Below are 17917 nucleotides of genomic sequence, written 5' to 3'. Positions count from 1 at the left end.
GGATCACGCGTTTCAATCCATCGGTTGTCCGTGGTCATGCCGGGGGGCGGAAGACAGGACGACCATGTCCCCCGCAAGGACGTCGATCAGGCCCGACATTTCCATTTCCGACAGCACCGCAAGGACGGTTGCCGTCGAGAACTGGCAGCGCCGTACGAGATCGTCAACACTCGATGGTGCAAAAGACAGCAGTTCGCGCACTGCCGCATGTGCCCCCTGCGCATCCATCCGGGGGGACGAAGGCGTGTTTTCCGCCATTTCCGCCACGATCGGGTCCGCATCGGGCACTGGCGCGAAAAGAGGCGGCGGCACGGGCCCCGACGGCAGTTCACGCAGGATGTCGCGCTCATTCTCCGTCAGTACGGCGCCCTGGCGCAACAGGTCGTTGCTGCCATGGCAGCGCGGGTCGAGCGGGGACCCGGGAACCGCGAACACGATCCTGTCATAGTCGAGCGCCATGCGCGCCGTGATCAGGCTGCCTGAACGCAACGCAGCCTCGATCACCACGCAGCCCAGGCTGATTCCCGCGATCAGGCGGTTGCGACGCGGGAAATGCCGCGCCTGGGGCAGGGTGCCGGGCGGGGCCTCGGTCACCAGCGCGCCCTGTTCGGCGATTTCACGATGCAGGCGGGCATGTTCGGGGGGATAGGGACAGTCCAGGCCCCCCGCGATGGCCGCCACCGTCCGCCGCGCCGGCAGCGCGCCGCGATGGGCGGCGGCGTCGATCCCGCGGGCAAGGCCGGACATGACGGTCACGTCCGCCGCAGCCAGCATGGTCGCAAGGCTCTGGGCGATACGCATCCCCCCGGCGGAGGCATTGCGCGCGCCCACCACGCCGACGATCCGCCCGCGCAGCAGGCCCGCATCCCCGATGACCGACAGGACCGGCGGCGCGTCGGCCACCACCGCAAGGGCAGGGGGGTAATCCGGGTCACCATGGACAAGGATACGCCCGCCGATGGCCGCCGTGCGCTCCATCTCGCGGGCGATGTCGTCGATGGGCGGCACGCGATCGGCCTCGCGCCCGCGTGCGAGCATGTCGAGCGCCGCGCGCGCCGATCCATGCGCGCGGATCAGGCGGTGATAGGAAACCGGACCGATGCCCCGTGTGCGTGCAAGCCGCAGGCAGGCGGCCACATGGGCATGGTCCGGCGCGGTCATGTCCTGTCCTGGCCGATCCTGGGTTCGGTCCCGTGAAGGATGCGCGTGATATTGGCATGATGCCGGATCAGGATCAGCAGCGCGATCAGCACCCCCGACAGATAGACGGGGGAGGAGGGCGGCACATGCCCCGGCCAGATCATGACCAGCGGCAGGGTCGCGAACGCCACCAGCGCCCCGGCGGAGGAAATGCGCGTCGCCCGGGCAAAGATCAGCCAGATGGCGCAGCAGCACAGCCCGATGGCGGGCGACAGCGCGATGACGGAACCAAGCCCCGTGGCGACACCCTTGCCGCCCCTGAACTTCAGCCAGACCGGGAAGCAGTGGCCCGCCACCGCGCACACCGCCGCCAGTGCCTCGGCCGCGTCGGTATGGAACGGGCACAGCACGAAGGCGCAGAAGACGGCGAACGCCCCCTTGGTCCCGTCGAGCACCAGCGTGCCCGCCGCCAGTTTTTTATTGCCCGTGCGCAGGACGTTGGTCGCGCCGATATTGCCCGACCCGATCTTGCGGATATCCCCCCCGCCCGACAGCGCGGTCAGCACAAGCCCGAAGGGAATGCTGCCGATCAGGTAGGACAGGAACCCCACCGCCGCCATGAGCGGCAGGTCATAGGACGGGATGCCGTAGATCATGCCCGATCCAGGCTGAACACCTGCCGCCCGGCCTTCCATGTCGCCAGCACCCGTCCCTCCAGCGCGCGGCCGTCAAAGGGGGTGTTCTGCGCCTTGCCCGGCAGTTCGCCGGCCTCCACCTTCCACGCGCGTTCGGGATCGAACAGGCACAGGTCGGCGGCTGCACCCACCGCCAGCGTCCCCGCCTTGCTGCGCAGCAGGGCGGCGGGGCGGTGCGTCAGCAGGCCGATCGCATCAGCCAGCGTGAGGCTGCCGGCATGCACCTGCGCCAGCGTCACCGACAAAAGCGTGGCAAGGCCCGTGCCACCTGCCGCGGCCACGGCAAAGGGCTGCCGCTTGTAATCTGCGTCGCAGGGCGTGTGGTCGGAGGCGATGGCGTCGATCGTGCCATCGGCCAGTGCCGCGCACACCGCACGCCGGTCGGCCTCCGCCCTCAGCGGCGGCGACAGCTTGGCATAGGTGCGGAAATCCCCGATCACCGTCTCGTTCAGGTCGAAATAGGGGGGGGCCGTGTCGCAGGTGACATTCAGGCCGTCCGCCTTCGCCTGCCGGATCAGGTCCAGCCCCTCTGCGGTGGAGACATGGCCGAAATGCAGCCGCCCGCCCGTCATGCGTGCAAGGCGCAGGTCGCGCGCGATCAGGATCGCCTCCGCCGCGGGGGCGATGCCCGGCAGGCCAAGGCGCGTGGCCAGTTCACCATCGGTCGCACACCCGCCACGCGCCAGCGACGGGTCCTCCGGATGCTGCACGACCATCGCGCCGAACGCGCGGGAATAGGTCAGCAACTGCCGCATCAGGCGCGTATCGCCAATCGCGCGGATGCCGTCGGTAAACGCCACCGCGCCCGCTTCGTTCAGCAGGCCGATTTCCGCCATTTCCGCCCCCGCGCACCCGCGTGTCAGCGCGCCATAGGGCAGGATGCCGACCATGCCGGTTTCCTCGCCCCGCGTGCGGAGCAGGCGCACCAGCGCGGGATCGTCGATCGTCGGCAGGCAGTTGGGCAGTACCGCGATGGTCGTGATCCCGCCCGCGACGGCGGCACGCGCGGCCGAGGCCACGGTTTCGCGATATTCGAATCCCGGCTCCCCGATGGTGACGCGCATGTCCACAAGGCCGGGACACAGCACCATGCGCCCGTCGCCGCGCACGATGGCGGCCCCTTCGGGCGTGCCTTCGGCCTGCGGCAGGTCCACGCCCGCGATCACGCCATCGCGCACCAGCAGGCGGCCGGGCCGGTCCAGCCCGCTGGCGGGATCGACCAGGCGTACATTTTCAAAGACGGTCGTGCTCATCGCGTGTCCTCCCCGCGGGAAAGGAGGTCGAGCACGGCCATGCGCACCGCCACCCCCATCTCCACCTGCTCGCGGATCACGCTCTGGTCGGAATCGGCGACGCGGCTGTCGATTTCCACCCCCCGGTTCATCGGGCCGGGATGCATCACCAGCGCACCCGGCCGCGCAAGGGCGAGGCGTTTGTTATCCAGCCCGAAATACCGGAAATACTCACGCGGGCTGGGCACCTGCCCGCCCTTCATGCGTTCGCGCTGCACCCGCAGCATCATGACCACGTCGGCGTCACGCAGGCCCTCTTCCATCGTGTGATGGATGGTGACACCCAGTGCCGCGATCGCGCCGGGCACCAGTGTCGGGGGGCCGACTACGCGCACCGTGCATCCCATGGCCGTCAGCAGGTGGATGTTCGACCGTGCGACGCGGCTGTGGCTGATATCGCCGCAGATCGCGACCGTCAGGCCATGGAACCCGCCGAAATGGCGGCGGATCGTCAGCGCGTCGAGCAGCGCCTGCGTGGGGTGTTCATGCGTGCCGTCGCCCGCGTTAACGACGCTGGCCTCCACCTTCTGCGCCAGCAGGGCGGGGGCGCCGGACTGCGAATGGCGCACCACCAGCAGGTCGGTATGCATGGCGTTCAGCGTCGCCGCCGTATCCAGCAGCGTCTCGCCCTTGTTGACCGACGAATTGGCGACCGACATGTTCACCACGTCCGCGCCCAGACGCTTGCCCGCCAGTTCGAAGGACGTGCGGGTGCGGGTGCTGTCCTCAAAGAACAGGTTGATGACCGTGCGGCCCCGCAGCAGGTCGCGCGGCGTCTTTCGCGACCGGTTCAGCAGCGTATATCTGTCGGCGAGGTCAAGGATCGGGGTGATCCGGGTCGGGTGCATGCCCTGCACCCCCAGCAGGTGCCGGGGGGACGCGCGAAAGAACTGCCCCCCCGTCGCACGCGGTGGGGCGGGGGAGTGTGTCGCGCGTTCATTCATCGGCAACAGCCTTTATCCGGGCAAGGACCTCGTCACGGCCCAGCGCGAGCAGCGTGTCATCAATGCCGGGCGACATGCTCGACCCCGTGACCGCCGCGCGCAGTGGCTGCGCCACCTTGCCGAGCTTGAGTTCGTTTTCTTCGGCAAACTTCCGCAGGGCCGCGTCGATGGCGGGGCCGTCGAACGGGTCGAGCGCCGCCAGCGCCGCGCCGAGGCGCGCCAGCATCGCGCGGTTTTCGGGCGTCAGCAGTTTCTGCGCCTTCGCATCGAACGGCAGCGGGATGGAACGGCCAAGGAACGCCGCGTTTTCCGCAAGCTCCACCAGTGTCTTGGCCCGTTCCTTCAGGCCAGGCATCAGGCGCAGCACGCGCGCGCGCGTCGCATCCCCGGTGTCCACGCCCTCCATGTGCGACAGGCGTTCCATCACATCGTTGGTCAGGCGCGTATCATCGGCCTGGCGCATCCACACGCCATTGATGTGCAGCAGCTTGGCATAGTCCATGCGCGAGGGCGAACGTCCCACCCCGTCGAGGTCGAACAGCTTGATCTGCTCCTCACGCGACAGGATTTCCGCATCGCCATGCCCCCAGCCAAGGCGCAGGAGGTAGTTGTTCAGGGCTTCGGGCAGGTAGCCCATCTCCCGGAACTCCACCACCGACTGCGCGCCGTGGCGCTTCGACAGCTTGGCGCCGTCGGGGCCGTGGATCAGCGGCAGGTGCGCGAATTTCGGCAGGTCCCAGCCCATCGCGCGATAGATCATCGCCTGTCGGAAGGTATTGGTCAGGTGGTCGTCGCCGCGGATGACATGGGTGATGTCCATGTCATGGTCATCGACCACCACCGCAAGCTGGTAGACCGGGGTGCCATCGGCGCGCAGGATGATCATGTCATCCATTTCGGCATTGGCGACGCGGACCTCGCCCTGCACAAGGTCGTGAAGGACCGTCTCCCCCTCACGCGGGGCCTTGATGCGCACGGTATAGGGCGCGTCCTTCGGGGCCTCGGACGGGTCACGGTCGCGCCACATGCCGTTGTAGCGGGGGGGGCGTCCCTCCGCCATCGCGGTCTCGCGCATTTCCTTGAGTTCTTCGGCCGTGCAGTAGCAGCGATAGGCCAGCCCGCGTTCGAGCAGTTCGTGCGCGACCTCGGCATGGCGCGCCTGGCGCGTGGACTGGAACACCGGTTCCTCGTCCGACTGGATTCCCATCCATGCCAGACCGTCGAACAGCACATCCACCGCCTGCTGGGTGGAGCGTTCGCGATCCGTATCCTCCACGCGAAGGAGGAATTTGCCGCCGTGGTGGCGGGCATAGAGGAAGTTGAACAGGGCGGCACGGGCATTGCCGATATGCAGCAGGCCGGTGGGGCTGGGGGCGAAGCGTGTACGGACAGTCATGAAACGGCTCCTTAGCATGTGTTGGACCCTGCCAACAGGGGGCAGGTGCGTCCGTGCCCGCCAATATCGCGCCCGCAGGCCTGCCGATGTTACGCGTGCCGACCATGATATACAGGCACGAATCGCCGCCCTTTCGCGCAACCTGACGGAGCCGCCCCATTCCCCACGCCCGATGGCATTTCCCGTGGCAGCATGTCGTGCGGATATTCCCTGCGCTCGTGGCGACTCTGTCGGGGCGGCTGTGGGCGCAGCGGGGGCGGCTGGTGCTGTGGCTGCCGGTGGCGATGGGGATGGGGAACGCGGCCTATTTCACCCTGTCGCGCGAACCCGCCATGGGGTGGGTCGTGGCCCTTGGCATGGCCGCGCTGGCGGGGCCGGTGCTGGTACGCTGGCGTGGCGACCTGCTGCGTGTGCGCATCGGTGCGGGCCTGTCGTGTGCCGCGGCGTGCGGGTTTCTTGCCGCATGGGCGGCGGCGCACCATGCCCCGCCTTTTCCCGACCTGCCGCATCGCGCGACGCACCTGCGCGGGCAGGTCAGGGCGGTGGAGGACGTGGCCGCACCCGGTGGTGGCACGCGCCGTCGCGTGGACCTTGGGCATGTGCAACTGCTGGACGGCATTGATGCGGGCATGCCGCCGATGCGGCGTGTGATCCGGCTGCGCCTGCGTGATGACGATACGCAGGCGCTGGCGCCGGGCATGTGGGTGACGGTGCGCGCGCTGCTCGCTCCGCCGGGGCCGCCTGACCTGCCGGGCGGCTACGATGCGCAGCGACGGGCCTGGTTCGCCGGGATCGGGGGATCCGCCCGTGCGCTGGACGTGCCCGTCATCACCACAGGCGGGGCAGGGGGATGGGCCACATGGCTGGGGCGGGTGCGCGCGCATATTGCCGGTCGCGTCATGGACGTCCTGCCGGGGCAGCGCGGGGCGATGGCCGTGACGTTGCTGACGGGGCGTTCGGGCGGCATTTCGGCACGCACGCGCGCGGATTTCGCGGATTCGGGGCTGGCGCACCTGCTGGCGGTGGCGGGACTGCACCTTGGCATCGTCATGGGGCTTGGCATCGCGGCGGTGCGGAGCATGCTGGCGCTGTCGGAACATGCGGCGCTGCGCTGGCCCTGCCGGCAGATCGCCGCAGTGGCGGGGCTGGTGCTGGGATGCGGGTATGTGCTGCTGACGGGCGCGCACCTTCCGGCGCAGCGCAGCCTTGTGATGGCGTCGGTGGCAACATTGGCGATCCTGACGGGGCGCAGGGTCGTCTCGCTGCGCTCACTGGCGCTGGCGGCGGGAGTGCTGCTGCTGCTGGAGCCTGAGGAGATGCTCGAGCTGCCGATGCAGATGTCGGTGGCCGCCGTCATGGCGCTGGTGGCGGGGTTCGAGGCCTGCGCCACCCCGCTGCGCCTGCTGCGCGAGGGGGAACATGCGTGGCAGCGTACCGCCGGGCGCATCGGGCACCTGTCGCTGGCCAGCATCCTTGCCGGGGTGGCGTGCCTGCCGGTGGGGATGGCGCATTTTGCGGATGTCGGCGCGTGGTTCGTGCTGGCCAACCTGATCGCCGTGCCGCTGGCGGCCTTCTGGATCATGCCATGCGGGATGGTGGCGCTCCTGCTGATGCCCTTCGGGTTGGAGGCGCTGGCGCTGGTGCCGATGGGGTGGGGCAATGCGGTGGTCATCTGGCTGGCGCACCATGTCGCGGCATGGCCTGGCGCGCATGTGGGCGTGCCGCAGATGCCCGCATGGGGGCTGGCGCTGTTCTTCCTCGGCCTGTGCTGGCTGTGCCTGTGGACGCGCCCGGCATGGCGGCTGTGGGGTGTCGCACCGATTGCCCTTGCCATGATGACGCCATGGATGGTGCGCGTGCCCGATGTGCTGGTCCCGGCGCAGGGGCGGATGCTGGCGGTTGTGGATGGTCCCGACCTGCTGGCCGGGCCACGTGGGCATGTGGACCGGTTTGTCCTTGGCGACTGGGTGCGTGTGCTGGACCGCCGGGCCGGGAGTCTGGCCGACGGCATGGCCACGCCGGACGGGCGCCTGACATGCCAGGCAGGGGTGTGCTTGCTGGTCCGTGGGGCGCATCGCATCATGATGGAGTTGCGCGGCGGGGCGGATCCCTCCTGCGCCGGGGTGGATGTGCTTGTCACGCTGTCCGGGGGGCATGCGGCGTGCCGCGATGTGGTGCGGATCGATGCACTGACGCTGTGGCGTTCCGGGGCGCAGGCCCTGTACCTCGACCCGTCCCGGGGGGGGGAGGTGCGCACCGACCGGCAGGTGCGTGGCGCACGGCCATGGGTGATGGGGCCGGGGCAGCATGGGATGCCCAACCTGCCGATGGCGCGGGCGGAGTGAACGGTGAGGGGTGTTCGGGGGGGCGGACTTTTTTCAGAAGGGCTGCGTCTTTCGAAGCTTTTTGGAAAAAGCTTCACCAAAAACTTTTGAATTCTGAAAAAATAACGGGAGATGGAAGGTTCTTAATTAACAAAAGTTTTTTGGTTCTTTTTTGCAAAAAAGAACATCCACTTCCTTATGCCTTCGTCGCAGGGGCCTCGTTGCGGATATCCTCCTTCAGGCGGTACTGGCACGGCTCAAACGCGGGACAGCGCCAGCATTCCGGCTTACGCGCCTTGCACACATAACGCCCGTGCAGGATCAGCCAGTGATGGGCGGGGCGCAGCATGTCGGCGGGGATGCGTCTGACCAGTTGTTCCTCCACCGCGCGGGGTGTGGTGCCTGGGGCAAGGCCGGTGCGGTTGCCGATGCGGAAGATATGCGTATCCACCGCCATGGTGCTGTCGCCAAAGGCAATGTTCATCACCACGTTTGCGGTCTTGCGCCCCACGCCGGGCAGGGATTCCAGCGCCGCGCGATCATGCGGCACCTTCCCGCCAAAGCGGTCGAGCAGTTGCTGCGACAGGGCGACGACATTGCGCGCCTTGGTCCGCCACAGCCCGATGGAGCGGATATGCGCGCCGACCTTTTCCTCGCCAAGGGCCACCATCGCCGCCGGGTCGGGCGCGTCCGCGAACAGGCCCACCGTGGCGCGGTTGACCGACGCATCGGTTGCCTGCGCCGACAGCACGACGGAGACCAGAAGCGTGAAGTCATCGACGAAGTTCAGTTCGCTGCGTGCGTCCGGATTGGCGGCGGCAAGCTGTTCGATGAAGGCGCGGACTTCGGCGCGCGTCATGGCGCGGCGGGCGGGGCGGGGGCTGGGCCGGGAAGTGGGGCGGGCGGTGGCGGTCATGCACGATCCTGCATCACGGTGGGGCAATGGGACCTTTGTCCACCCTTTGCAATCTTCTGTAAATCCGTGCCCCACGCCACTTTGGTGCTTGTTTCACGGCCACAAGGTCGGATAGTCGTGCGCATTCCCTTGCATCGTACCACCACATGCATGCGCGCGACGGGCCGGTCGCGCGTGCGGTATCGGGATATATATGACCAGTTCCACACTTTCTTCTTCCCCGTCGCGCGATCCCGCGCGGGCGCGGCGGACCTTTGTCGCCGTCCTTGGATTCGCCATCGCGCGCTGGCGGATGCATCCGCGCCTGCTGGCATGGACGCTGGGCGGGGTGCTGGTCGCGACGCTGACGGATGTGCTGACGCCGCTGCTGGCGGGACGGCTTGTTGACGACGTGGCGCATGCGGCGGCGGACGGCCGGCATGACGCGATGGTCATGGTCGCGGGGCTGACCGCGCTGGGGCTGGCGGGCGTGCTGGGGCGGCGTGCGTCCTATCGGGGGATCACGCACCTCAATGCCCGCGTCATGGAAAACATCATGACCGGGGCCTTTGCCCGCGTGCAGCGTTTTTCCAGCGAATGGCACGCCAACAATTTCGCCGGTTCCACCGTGCGCCAGATCACGCGCGGCACATGGGCGATGGATACGCTGGGTGATACCATCATGCTCCTGCTGCTGCCGGAGGCGCTGGTGCTGGTGGTGACCACGCTGGTGTTGGGCCTGCACTGGCTGGTGATGGGACTGCTGCTGGCGGCGGGATCGGTGGCGCTGGTGGCGCTGTCGGTGGTGCTGACGTTGCAGTATGTCGCACCGGCCTCGCGCCTTGCGAATTCGTGGGATACGCGCATGGGGGCGGCGCTGGCGGATGCGGTGACGTGCAACGCCGTGGTGAAGGCCAGCGGCGCGGAACAGCGCGAGGACGCGCACCTGGCATGGATTGTCGGGCGCTGGCGGCGGCGCACCGTGCGGTCATGGCTGCGTGGCACCAATAGCGCCAACCTCCAGGCGCTGGCGGCGCTGCTCATGCGGATCGGCATGATTGCCGCCGTGGTGGTGCTGTGGGCGCATGGGCGCGCCAATGCCGGGGATGTGGCCTATGTGCTGACGATGATGTTCGTGGTGCAGGGATACCTGCGCGATATCGGGCAGCAGATTTCCATCGTGCAGCGTTCGGTGAACGAGATGGACGAACTCGTCAGCCTGTTTGCCCGTCCCGCCGGTGTGGAGGACCCGCCCGGCGCGCCCGCGCTGCATGTCACACAGGGACATATCCGTTTTGAACATGTGGGGTTCGGCTATGGCCGGCAGGGACGCGCGCCGCTGTTTACGGACCTCAACCTCGATATCCCGGCGGGCAGCCGTGTCGGGCTGGTGGGGCCGTCGGGGTCGGGCAAGACGACGCTGACGAAACTGCTGCAACGGCTGTATGATGTGCGGGCGGGACGGATCACCATTGACGGCATTGACATCGCCACCGTGACGCAGGCCTCCGTCCGGTCGTCCATCGCCATCGTCCCGCAGGAGCCTTTGCTGTTCCACCGTTCCCTGCGTGACAATATCGCCTATGGCCGGCCCGATGCGACCATGGCCGAAATCGCGCAGGCGGCGCGCCTGGCCAATGCGGCGGACTTCATCGAACGCCTGCCGCAGGGATATGCGACGATGGTGGGCGAACGCGGGGTCAAGCTGTCGGGGGGCGAGCGCCAGCGGATCGCCATTGCGCGCGCGTTCCTGAGCAATGCGCGCATCCTCGTCATGGACGAGGCGACCTCCAGCCTCGATTCACAATCGGAGCAACTGGTGCAGCAGGCGATGGAACGGCTGATGGCGGGGCGGACGGTTCTGGTGATCGCCCACCGCCTGTCCACCGTGGTGGGGCTGGACCGCATCATCGTCTTCCGCCACGGACAGGTGTGCGAGGACGGGACGCATGAGGCCCTGATGGCCCGCCCCGACGGGCTGTATCACCACCTGTTCGCGTTGCAGGCGGGGGATGCGGCGTCGGCCTGAAGTCCTAAAGGTTTTTGGGTGTCGCCTTTTTTCAAAAAGGCGACGTTCTTCGAAGCTTTTTGAAAAAAGCTTCACCAAAAACTTTTAAATTTTGACAGTCAGTTTTTGACAGGCACCGACAGGAATTATTCCGGCAGCATCGGGCCAAGCGCACGGCCCGCGAAGATATGGACATGGAAATGCGGGACTTCCTGCCCGCCTTCCTCGCCTACGTTCGACAGCAGGCTGTATCCCGGCCCATCGACCTGCAGGATGCGCGCGACCTGTCCCACGGCGCGGGTGAAGCCGGTGATTTCCGCCTCCGACGCGTTCTGGCTGAAATCGGCAAAGGAAACATACGGCGCCTTGGGGATCACCAGCACATGGATCGGCGCCTTGGGCGCGATGTCGTGGAAGGCAAGGACGTAGTCGTTTTCATAGACCTTGTTGCACGGCAGTTCGCCACGCAGGATACGCGCGAAGACGTTTTGCGGATCGTACGGTACGCTTCCCTTTACGGCCATGTCTTTGGGTGTCCTCTGTCAGATGGTGTGGGGCCAATGGTGCCGCATGGCAGCGTATCGCACAATATCACGCATGGGCAGGGCATATCGGCCCCCTATCCATGCGTCGCGTGCCCATGCGTCGCGGCGTTCACGCCAGCGGGTCGCGGGGGCGGGCGGCCTTTTCGGCGATGCCGCTTGTCCCCTCGCGGCGCAGCAGTTCGGACCAGACCTCGCCCGGTTCCACGCCCGCATCCACCCACATGACAATCAGGTGGTACAGCACGTCGGCGCTTTCGCTGATCAGTTCGTCACGGTTGCCCGCCACGGCCTCGATCAGGCATTCGACCGCTTCCTCGCCGAATTTCTGCGCGATCTTGCGCCGTCCGCGCGCCAGCAGGCGGGCGGAATGGCTGATGGACGTATCGGTGCCGCGACGCGAACTCACCACCGCGAACAGGCGGTCGAGTACATCGGGTGTCGCCAGCGGCATTTCCTCGATCAGGTCGGCGGCCCGCGCCTTGGTCGCGGCCTTGGACACCGCCTTGGCCGGGGCCTTGGGGGCGGCGGCCTTCTTCGTCTTGGCGGGCTTGTCGGCGGCGGGCTTGGATTTGGTGGGCTTGGGCATCGTCTGTCCTTTCCGTGCGTGGCGACTGTGCGTGTGGGCGGAGGGGGCGTGGATCAGCAGGTCTGGCGCACCGGCAGGCCCGCCTGGGCCAGCGCCTGCTTGACCTGCGGGATGGTGAACTGCCCGAAGTGAAAGACGCTGGCGGCCAGAAGCCCGGTCGCGCCCGCCTTTGCCCCTTCGACGAAATGCTGCAGGTCGCCCACCCCGCCGGAGGCGACGATCGGCACGCGCACTGCGCCACATGCCGCGCGCAGCAGATCGAGGTCGAATCCCTTGCCCGTGCCGTCGCGGTCCATGCTGGTCATCAGGATCTCGCCCGCGCCACGTTCGGCCACCTCCCGGCACCAGTCGATGACATTGCGCCCGGTCGGCGTGCGCCCGCCATGGGTATAGACCTCCCACGACCCATGCCCGTCCGAACGCGCGTCGATGGCGACGACCACGCACTGGCTGCCGAATTTCTGCGCCGCCTCGCTGATGAGTTCGGGGCGGGAGACCGCGGCGGAGTTCATCGCGCACTTGTCCGCGCCCGCCAGCAGAAGGCGGCGCATGTCGTCGGTCGTGCGCACGCCCCCCCCCACCGTCAGCGGCAGGAAGATGCGTTCGGCCGTGCGGTTGACGACATCGAGGATGGTGTCGCGGTTTTCGCTGCTGGCGGTGATGTCGAGGAACGTCAGTTCATCCGCCCCCGCCGCGTCATAGACCGCCGCCTGTTCCACCGGGTCGCCCGCATCGCGCAGGGAGACGAAGTTCACGCCCTTGACCACGCGCCCGTTCTTGACGTCAAGGCAGGGGATGACGCGAAGTTTCAGCATCAGGCCAGCACCCGCAGCGCGTCGGCCGGGTTGATCCGCCCGTCATAGAGCGCCCGCCCGACGATCACGCCCTCGATCCCCGGCGCCTGCGCGGTGGCGGCGCGCAGGGCCTCAAGATGTTCGAGGCTGCCGACCCCGCCGCTGGCGATGACGGGAATGTCGAGCGTGTTCGCCAGTTCGGCGGTCTGCGCGATGTCGATGCCCGTCAGCATGCCGTCACGGCTGATTTCGGTGAAGATCACGCTGGCGACGCCCGCATCCTGCATCCGCAGGCCAAGGTCCACCGCCTTCATCTCCGACGTTTCGGCCCAGCCTTCGGTAGCGACCTGCCCGCTGCGCGCGTCGATGCCCGCGACGATGCGGCCGGGGAACAGGCGGCATGCCTCGCGCACCAGGTCGGGGTTCTTGACCGCGACACTGCCAAGGATGACGCGCGTGATCCCCGCCGACAGCCAGTGGCCGATGCTTTCGAGGTCACGCAGGCCCCCGCCAAGCTGCACCGGGACGGTGGCGTTGGCGATGATGGCCTCGATCGCCTCGGTATTGGCCGAACGCCCGGCGAACGCGCCGTTGAGGTCCACGACATGCAGCCATCTGTAACCGGCATGGATCCATGCGCGCGCCTGTGCGCCGGGATCGTCGGAATAGACGGTGGCATGGTCCATTTCGCCACGGCGCAGGCGCACGCACGATCCGTCCTTGAGGTCGATTGCGGGATAGAGTGTCAGGCTGTGTCCGGTCACGGCGGCATGTCCTGCGGCAGGGATGGGGGTAAAGGTATCCTGCGGATGGGCGGGCACGATCCGATCATCATCCTGCAGGCGCTTGGTGAAGAAAAGCCCGCTGACGGTCTGTCCGTTCGCGCGGGCGTAGCTGGGATGCGTGCCCCAGTGATAGAATCCATGCGCGCGGAACAGGGCGACGGCGTCCTCCTGCGTCGCGCGGACGTCGAGGTTGAGGATCTGGTAGCCCATCGCGCGGGCGCACTGCTCCACCTCGGTCAGCAGCATGCGGCCCAGCCCCAGCCCACGGGCATAGGGCGCGATATAGAAATGCATCAGCGCCGCACTCATCGCCTGCGCCTCGTTATTGCGTGGCGGGCGGACCATCTGCGCCGCGCCGACGATCACGCCGTCATGGCGCGCGACGAACAACTGGCGTTCGGGCACCAGCAGCAGGCCGCGGAAATAGCGTTCCAGCACGTCATGGGGCGGCGGCGACAGCCAGCCGAATCCACCGCCATCCAGGATCGCGGCATGCGTGGCCTCGCACAGGGACTGCAGGTCGTCTTCCGACAGGGACTGCAGCCGTTCCGTGGTCAGGCGCGGGGCGGGGGCGGTGTTCATGGTGGCCCCTTATGCCGCGTCCATGGCGGGGGTGGGGGACCAGCGCAGGAAATTCGCCAGGATGCGCAGGCCGACCTTCTGGCTTTTCTCCACATGGAACTGCGTGCCCGCGCGGTTGCCGCGCGCGACGATGGCAGGCACCGCCCCGCCATAATCCGTCGTCGCCACCAGCGTCGCCTGGTCATGGCCGCTCAGCGCATAGGAATGGACGAAATAGCCATGGGCATCGGGCGACAGCCCTTCCGTCAGGGGATGCGCGCCCGGCGTGAAGTCCAACTGGTTCCAGCCCATCTGCGGCAGGCGCAGGCCGGGCGCGGACATCAGGGTGATGTCACCCGCGATCCAGCCAAAGCCCGGCGTAACCCCATGTTCGCGCCCGCGCATCGCCATAAGCTGCATGCCCACGCAGATGCCAAGGAACGGCGTGCCCGCGTCGGTCGCGGCGATGATGGCGTCACGCAGGCCCGGCTGCGCCGCAAGCCCCGCCGCGCAGTCCGCGAACGCCCCCTGCCCGGGCAGGACGATCCGGTCCGCCGCCAGCACGGCCTGCGGGTCGGCGGTGATGGTGACATCGGCCGCGATGCCGCAATCGTGCGCCGCGCTCGTCAGCGCCCGCGCGGCGGAGGCAAGGTTGCCGCCGTTATAGTCGATGACGACGATGGACTGGGGCTGTGGGGCGGGCATCGGTGTTCTCATGCAATCGGGGTGGAGGGGGCGGCGGCGTGCATCAGGCGCAGGCGCGCGTCATCGGCATCCCGGGCCATGACGACCGGGCCGGGGGTCAGGCCACGCAGGCCGAGTTCCCATCCGCGCAGATCGGCGGCACACAGCGCCAGCAGCACATGCATCGCCGCCAGCACCACCAGCAGGGGCAGCCCATGGGGCATGACCGCCCACGCCACCAGCGCCACGCCACCGGCCATCAGCCCGGCGATGGGACAGCCCCGCGCCAGAAGTCCGGGCCATCCCAGCAGCAGGACCAGCCATGACATGCGCTGCGGCACAAGGGTCGCATGCGCCACGTCATGGCGCCCCGGCGGCGTCCAGATGGCGTAGAAGGTCACAGCACGCCCTTGGTGGAGGGGACGATCCCCTGTGCCCGCGGGTCATGTTCGCAGGCCATGCGCAGCGCACGGGCCAGCGCCTTGAACGAGGCCTCGGCAATATGGTGGCAGTTGCGGCCCGACCGCTGCGTAAGGTGCAATGTCACCATGGCGCTCATGGCGAAGGCGCGGAAGAACTCCTCGAACAGTTCGGTGTCCATCTCCCCGATCTTGTCGCGGGTGAACTCCACCGACCATGCAAGGTAGGGGCGGCCCGAAATGTCGATCACCGCCTCGCTCAGCGCCTCGTCCAGCGGGACGAGCGCGCTGCCGTACCGGCGGATGCCGCGCTTGTCGCCGATGGCCTGCGCAAATGCCCTGCCCAGCGCGATGCCGGTATCTTCCACCGTGTGGTGGTAGTCGATATGCAGGTCGCCCTTCGCCTCCACTGTCAGGTCGCACATGCTATGCCGGCCCAGCGCGGTAAGCATGTGGTCGAAAAATCCGATGCCCGTGGCGATCCGGGTCTGCCCGGTGCCATCAAGGTTGATGGACACGGTGATGTCGGTTTCGCTGGTGGCGCGGTGAATCGTGGCTAAGCGGGGTTCGGTCATGGTTTTCGCTTCTACAGCAAGGCGCAGGGTGGAATCCATACCGATCCTGTCACGCATTGGCGCACATGTGCGCTTCCCTTGGCTTTGGCCGGCATCTGCGGCATGGTGCGACGCGCATTGCGGATGCGCGGGACGGGGTGCGGCCATGATGACGGCCACATGCCGCGATACGGCAGGTGCGGCGATGGCGGCATCGCCCGCCGTTACGCAGGCCCTTCACGCCCGGCCCGTTATCGAAGGAACGTAACATATGACATCGCTTGATCTTCTGCTGTCACGCTTTTCCACCGATGCGCTGGTGCAGCCTGCGCCCGACGCGGCGCAGTTGGAACGGATACTGTCCGCCGCGATGTGCGCCCCCGACCATGGGCGGCTGCGCCCGTGGCGTTATGTCGTGATCCGTGACGAAGCCCGCGCCCGTGTCGCCGAACTGGTGGTGGCGAGCATGAAGCGCCTCGACCCCGAAGTATCGGAAGCCAAGATCGAGAAGCGGCGCGGACGGTTTTCGACCATGCCGCTGGTCATCGCGCTGGGCATGCACCTGCGTCCCGATCACAAGATTCCCGTGATCGAGCAGGAAATGGCCGTGGCCGCCGCGGCGATGAATGTGCTCAACGCCCTGCATTTCACCGGCTTTGGCGCGGTGTGGGTCAGTGGCGACGTGACCTATGACCCGCAGTTCGCGGCCGAACTGGGCTTTGACGCCCCGCACAGGTTGGCGGGCTTCCTGTTTGTCGGCACGCCCGCCCCCGATGCCCGTCCCGCGCGGCGCGCCCCGGTTGATGGCTATGTCGCGCAGTGGAATGGCCCGGCCACCCTCTTCGCCGCGGATGAGAAAGACGGCAGGTAATCGTCTGGATCACGGCCCATGGCGGGAACGCTCCGCATGTGCGGGACATGGGGTTGATGCAGGCGCACAGGTAAGGATCCGAGACGTGCAGAGTGATGTGACGATTATCGGTGGCGGCCCGGTCGGGCTGGCCACCGCCCTTTCACTGGAGGCGCGGGGCCTGTCGGTCACGGTCCTGGAACGTGCGCCTGCCGAAATGCTGGCGGAAGCGCCGTTCGATGGCCGTGAGATCGCGCTGACCCATCATTCCATGGGTGTGCTCAGGGCGCTGGGTGCATGGCCCCACATCCCGGAGGTGGCGATTTCCCCATTGCGGGAGGCCCGTGTGGAAACCGGGCGGCACAATCACCCGCTGACGTTCGATACGCGCGGACGCGGGGTGGAGGCTCTGGGCTACCTCGTCTCCAACCACCTGATCCGCCGCGCCCTGTATGCGCAGGCCGCGCAGCGTCCGGGCATCACCATAAAAGCGGGCACTGCGACGCAGTATGTGCGTAACGGTCGTGGGGACATGACGGTCGTCCATGACGGGGGGGAGGAAACATCCCGCCTGGTCGTCGCGGCGGATGGCCGGTTTTCACAGATCCGGCGCATGCAGCGCATTGGCGCGGTCATGCATGATTTCCGGCGCTCCATGCTGGTATGCCGCATGGCGCATGAATCCCCGCACCATCACGTGGCCACCCAGTGGTTCGATGAGGGGCAGACCGTGGCCCTGCTACCGGTCAATGGGGGGGCGTCCTCCATCGTCCTGACCCTCCCGCCTGATCGGATCGAGGAACTGCGCCATATGGAGCGTGATGCGTTCAACGAACAGATCATGCAGCGCGTGGGCAACCGCCTGGGGCGCATGCGGCTGGTCAGTACGCGCCACGTCTATCCCTTGCGCGGCGTCTATGCGCACCGTTTCGCCACGCCGGGATTCGCGCTGGTGGGGGATGCGGCCGTGGGCATGCACCCGATTACCGCCCACGGGTTCAACCTTGGCCTGAAGGGGCAGGAAACGCTGGCGCAGGAAATCGGTGCGGCGATGGAACGGGGGGAGGAGATCGGCAGCCTGTCGGTCCTGCGCCGGTTTGAACGTCGGCACCGCCTTGCCACGGCGCCCCTGTTCGCCGCGACGAACGGAATCGCCACCCTTTATACGCGTGACGAACTGCCGTTCCGTCAGTTGCGCCGTGTGGGCCTGCAGGTGGCCGATGCGCTTTCACCGTTCAAGAACGCAGTGACCAATATGCTGATGGATCGCCAGAAATCGGCGTAAAACTGCCGGAAATACGTTTTTATCCAAGGGCTTGTTGCATCATCGGAATACAAAAAACGATCTTTTTTTCATTTTTGGATTGACGGTTTTTGGTGAGGGGCCTATATCCCCGTTCACCGCTTCGGGGGCAGAAAGTTCTTGAGTTTAGCGGGCTGGTTTT

The 17917-nt window shown here is 67.3% G+C and carries 17 protein-coding genes; 4 read left to right on the top strand and 13 right to left on the bottom strand.

Features of this window, described 5'->3' with window-relative positions; translation table 11 throughout:
• Positions 1-12 precede the first annotated feature (12 nt).
• Genes dprA through gltX form a run of 5 tightly spaced genes read right to left on the bottom strand, consistent with a single transcriptional unit; the run spans position 13 to position 5467 of the window.
• Positions 13-1161 (bottom strand): DNA-processing protein DprA, encoded by a 1149-nt coding sequence (gene dprA / locus CFR72_RS07975; RefSeq protein ID WP_110913455.1) that lies wholly within the window; start codon positions 1159-1161, stop codon positions 13-15.
• Positions 1158-1796, bottom strand: coding sequence for a glycerol-3-phosphate 1-O-acyltransferase PlsY (gene plsY, locus CFR72_RS07970; RefSeq protein ID WP_110913454.1), 639 nt, complete (start codon positions 1794-1796; stop codon positions 1158-1160). The genes dprA and plsY overlap by 4 nt, the downstream gene beginning before the upstream one ends.
• Positions 1793-3088 (bottom strand): dihydroorotase, encoded by a 1296-nt coding sequence (locus CFR72_RS07965; RefSeq protein ID WP_110913453.1) that lies wholly within the window; start codon positions 3086-3088, stop codon positions 1793-1795. The genes plsY and CFR72_RS07965 overlap by 4 nt, the downstream gene beginning before the upstream one ends.
• Entirely contained in the window at positions 3085-4071 is a 987-nt protein-coding gene (locus CFR72_RS07960) for an aspartate carbamoyltransferase catalytic subunit (RefSeq protein WP_279629159.1), read from the bottom strand. The genes CFR72_RS07965 and CFR72_RS07960 overlap by 4 nt, the downstream gene beginning before the upstream one ends.
• A complete protein-coding gene (gene gltX, locus CFR72_RS07955) occupies positions 4064-5467 on the bottom strand; it encodes a glutamate--tRNA ligase (RefSeq protein WP_110913452.1) in 1404 nt (467 codons plus the stop codon). The genes CFR72_RS07960 and gltX overlap by 8 nt, the downstream gene beginning before the upstream one ends.
• A gap of 218 nt (positions 5468-5685) precedes the next feature.
• Here gltX and CFR72_RS07950 point away from each other — a divergent pair, with 218 nt between their 5' ends.
• Positions 5686-7812 carry a ComEC/Rec2 family competence protein gene (locus tag CFR72_RS07950; RefSeq protein ID WP_244182216.1) on the top strand — a complete coding sequence of 709 codons (2127 nt, stop codon included), beginning with the start codon at positions 5686-5688 and terminating at the stop codon, positions 7810-7812.
• Between the two features lie 175 nt (positions 7813-7987).
• Here CFR72_RS07950 and nth read toward each other — a convergent pair whose 3' ends face one another.
• On the bottom strand, positions 7988-8707 hold the full coding sequence (nth, locus tag CFR72_RS07945; RefSeq protein WP_110913451.1) for an endonuclease III: 720 nt from the start codon (positions 8705-8707) through the stop codon (positions 7988-7990).
• Positions 8708-8900: 193 nt separating this feature from the next.
• Between nth and CFR72_RS07940 the strand changes: the two genes are divergently transcribed.
• A complete protein-coding gene (locus tag CFR72_RS07940) occupies positions 8901-10715 on the top strand; it encodes an ABC transporter ATP-binding protein (RefSeq protein WP_110913450.1) in 1815 nt (604 codons plus the stop codon).
• 125 nt (positions 10716-10840) lie between these two features.
• Here the strand turns inward: CFR72_RS07940 and CFR72_RS07935 are convergent, their stop codons facing one another.
• From CFR72_RS07935 to hisB, 7 genes are all read right to left on the bottom strand, one after another.
• Complete coding sequence (locus CFR72_RS07935; protein WP_110913449.1) at positions 10841-11218, bottom strand: histidine triad nucleotide-binding protein; 378 nt, start codon at positions 11216-11218, stop codon at positions 10841-10843.
• Between the two features lie 130 nt (positions 11219-11348).
• Positions 11349-11690: a phosphoribosyl-ATP diphosphatase gene (locus CFR72_RS07930; protein ID WP_227744244.1), complete on the bottom strand. Its 342-nt coding sequence runs from the start codon at positions 11688-11690 to the stop codon at positions 11349-11351.
• A 188-nt stretch (positions 11691-11878) separates the two neighbouring features.
• A complete protein-coding gene (hisF, locus tag CFR72_RS07925) occupies positions 11879-12640 on the bottom strand; it encodes an imidazole glycerol phosphate synthase subunit HisF (RefSeq protein WP_110913447.1) in 762 nt (253 codons plus the stop codon).
• Positions 12640-13986, bottom strand: coding sequence for a 1-(5-phosphoribosyl)-5-[(5-phosphoribosylamino)methylideneamino]imidazole-4-carboxamide isomerase (gene hisA, locus CFR72_RS07920; RefSeq protein ID WP_110913446.1), 1347 nt, complete (start codon positions 13984-13986; stop codon positions 12640-12642). The genes hisF and hisA overlap by 1 nt, the downstream gene beginning before the upstream one ends.
• A gap of 9 nt (positions 13987-13995) precedes the next feature.
• Positions 13996-14670 (bottom strand): imidazole glycerol phosphate synthase subunit HisH, encoded by a 675-nt coding sequence (gene hisH, locus CFR72_RS07915; protein ID WP_110913445.1) that lies wholly within the window; start codon positions 14668-14670, stop codon positions 13996-13998.
• Positions 14671-14678: 8 nt separating this feature from the next.
• Positions 14679-15050 (bottom strand): hypothetical protein, encoded by a 372-nt coding sequence (locus tag CFR72_RS07910; RefSeq protein ID WP_244182215.1) that lies wholly within the window; start codon positions 15048-15050, stop codon positions 14679-14681.
• Complete coding sequence (hisB, locus tag CFR72_RS07905; protein ID WP_110913492.1) at positions 15047-15643, bottom strand: imidazoleglycerol-phosphate dehydratase HisB; 597 nt, start codon at positions 15641-15643, stop codon at positions 15047-15049. Before hisB ends, CFR72_RS07910 begins: the two co-directional genes overlap by 4 nt.
• Positions 15644-15893: 250 nt before the next feature.
• Here hisB and CFR72_RS07900 point away from each other — a divergent pair, with 250 nt between their 5' ends.
• Both CFR72_RS07900 and ubiM read left to right on the top strand, forming a co-directional pair.
• Entirely contained in the window at positions 15894-16493 is a 600-nt protein-coding gene (locus CFR72_RS07900) for a nitroreductase family protein (RefSeq protein ID WP_110913444.1), read from the top strand.
• Positions 16494-16578: 85 nt separating this feature from the next.
• Positions 16579-17757, top strand: a complete 1179-nt coding sequence (gene ubiM, locus CFR72_RS07895; protein ID WP_110913443.1) for a 5-demethoxyubiquinol-8 5-hydroxylase UbiM — start codon at positions 16579-16581, stop codon at positions 17755-17757.
• The last annotated feature ends 160 nt before the right edge of the window (positions 17758-17917 follow it).

This window comes from Gluconacetobacter entanii (assembly GCF_003206495.1).
GTDB classification, from domain to species: domain Bacteria; phylum Pseudomonadota; class Alphaproteobacteria; order Acetobacterales; family Acetobacteraceae; genus Novacetimonas; species Novacetimonas entanii.
Note: the sequence above shows the minus strand (reverse complement) of the source record. Positions and strands in the feature narration are given on the sequence as shown.

Excerpts from the sequence above, each read along its gene's own strand:
- CFR72_RS07960 (WP_279629159.1), bottom strand. The coding sequence starts at position 4,071 with ATGAATGAACGCGCGACACACTCCCCCGCCCCACCGCGTGCGACGGGG.
- plsY (WP_110913454.1), bottom strand. The coding sequence starts at position 1,796 with ATGATCTACGGCATCCCGTCCTATGACCTGCCGCTCATGGCGGCGGTG.
- CFR72_RS07965 (WP_110913453.1), bottom strand. The coding sequence starts at position 3,088 with ATGAGCACGACCGTCTTTGAAAATGTACGCCTGGTCGATCCCGCCAGC.
- CFR72_RS07930 (WP_227744244.1), bottom strand. The coding sequence starts at position 11,690 with ATGCCGCTGGCGACACCCGATGTACTCGACCGCCTGTTCGCGGTGGTG.
- CFR72_RS07900 (WP_110913444.1), top strand. The coding sequence starts at position 15,894 with ATGACATCGCTTGATCTTCTGCTGTCACGCTTTTCCACCGATGCGCTG.
- gltX (WP_110913452.1), bottom strand. The coding sequence starts at position 5,467 with ATGACTGTCCGTACACGCTTCGCCCCCAGCCCCACCGGCCTGCTGCAT.
- hisF (WP_110913447.1), bottom strand. The coding sequence starts at position 12,640 with ATGCTGAAACTTCGCGTCATCCCCTGCCTTGACGTCAAGAACGGGCGC.
- CFR72_RS07935 (WP_110913449.1), bottom strand. The coding sequence starts at position 11,218 with ATGGCCGTAAAGGGAAGCGTACCGTACGATCCGCAAAACGTCTTCGCG.
- hisB (WP_110913492.1), bottom strand. The coding sequence starts at position 15,643 with ATGACCGAACCCCGCTTAGCCACGATTCACCGCGCCACCAGCGAAACC.
- hisA (WP_110913446.1), bottom strand. The coding sequence starts at position 13,986 with ATGAACACCGCCCCCGCCCCGCGCCTGACCACGGAACGGCTGCAGTCC.
- hisH (WP_110913445.1), bottom strand. The coding sequence starts at position 14,670 with ATGCCCGCCCCACAGCCCCAGTCCATCGTCGTCATCGACTATAACGGC.
- dprA (WP_110913455.1), bottom strand. The coding sequence starts at position 1,161 with ATGACCGCGCCGGACCATGCCCATGTGGCCGCCTGCCTGCGGCTTGCA.
- CFR72_RS07940 (WP_110913450.1), top strand. The coding sequence starts at position 8,901 with ATGACCAGTTCCACACTTTCTTCTTCCCCGTCGCGCGATCCCGCGCGG.
- nth (WP_110913451.1), bottom strand. The coding sequence starts at position 8,707 with ATGACCGCCACCGCCCGCCCCACTTCCCGGCCCAGCCCCCGCCCCGCC.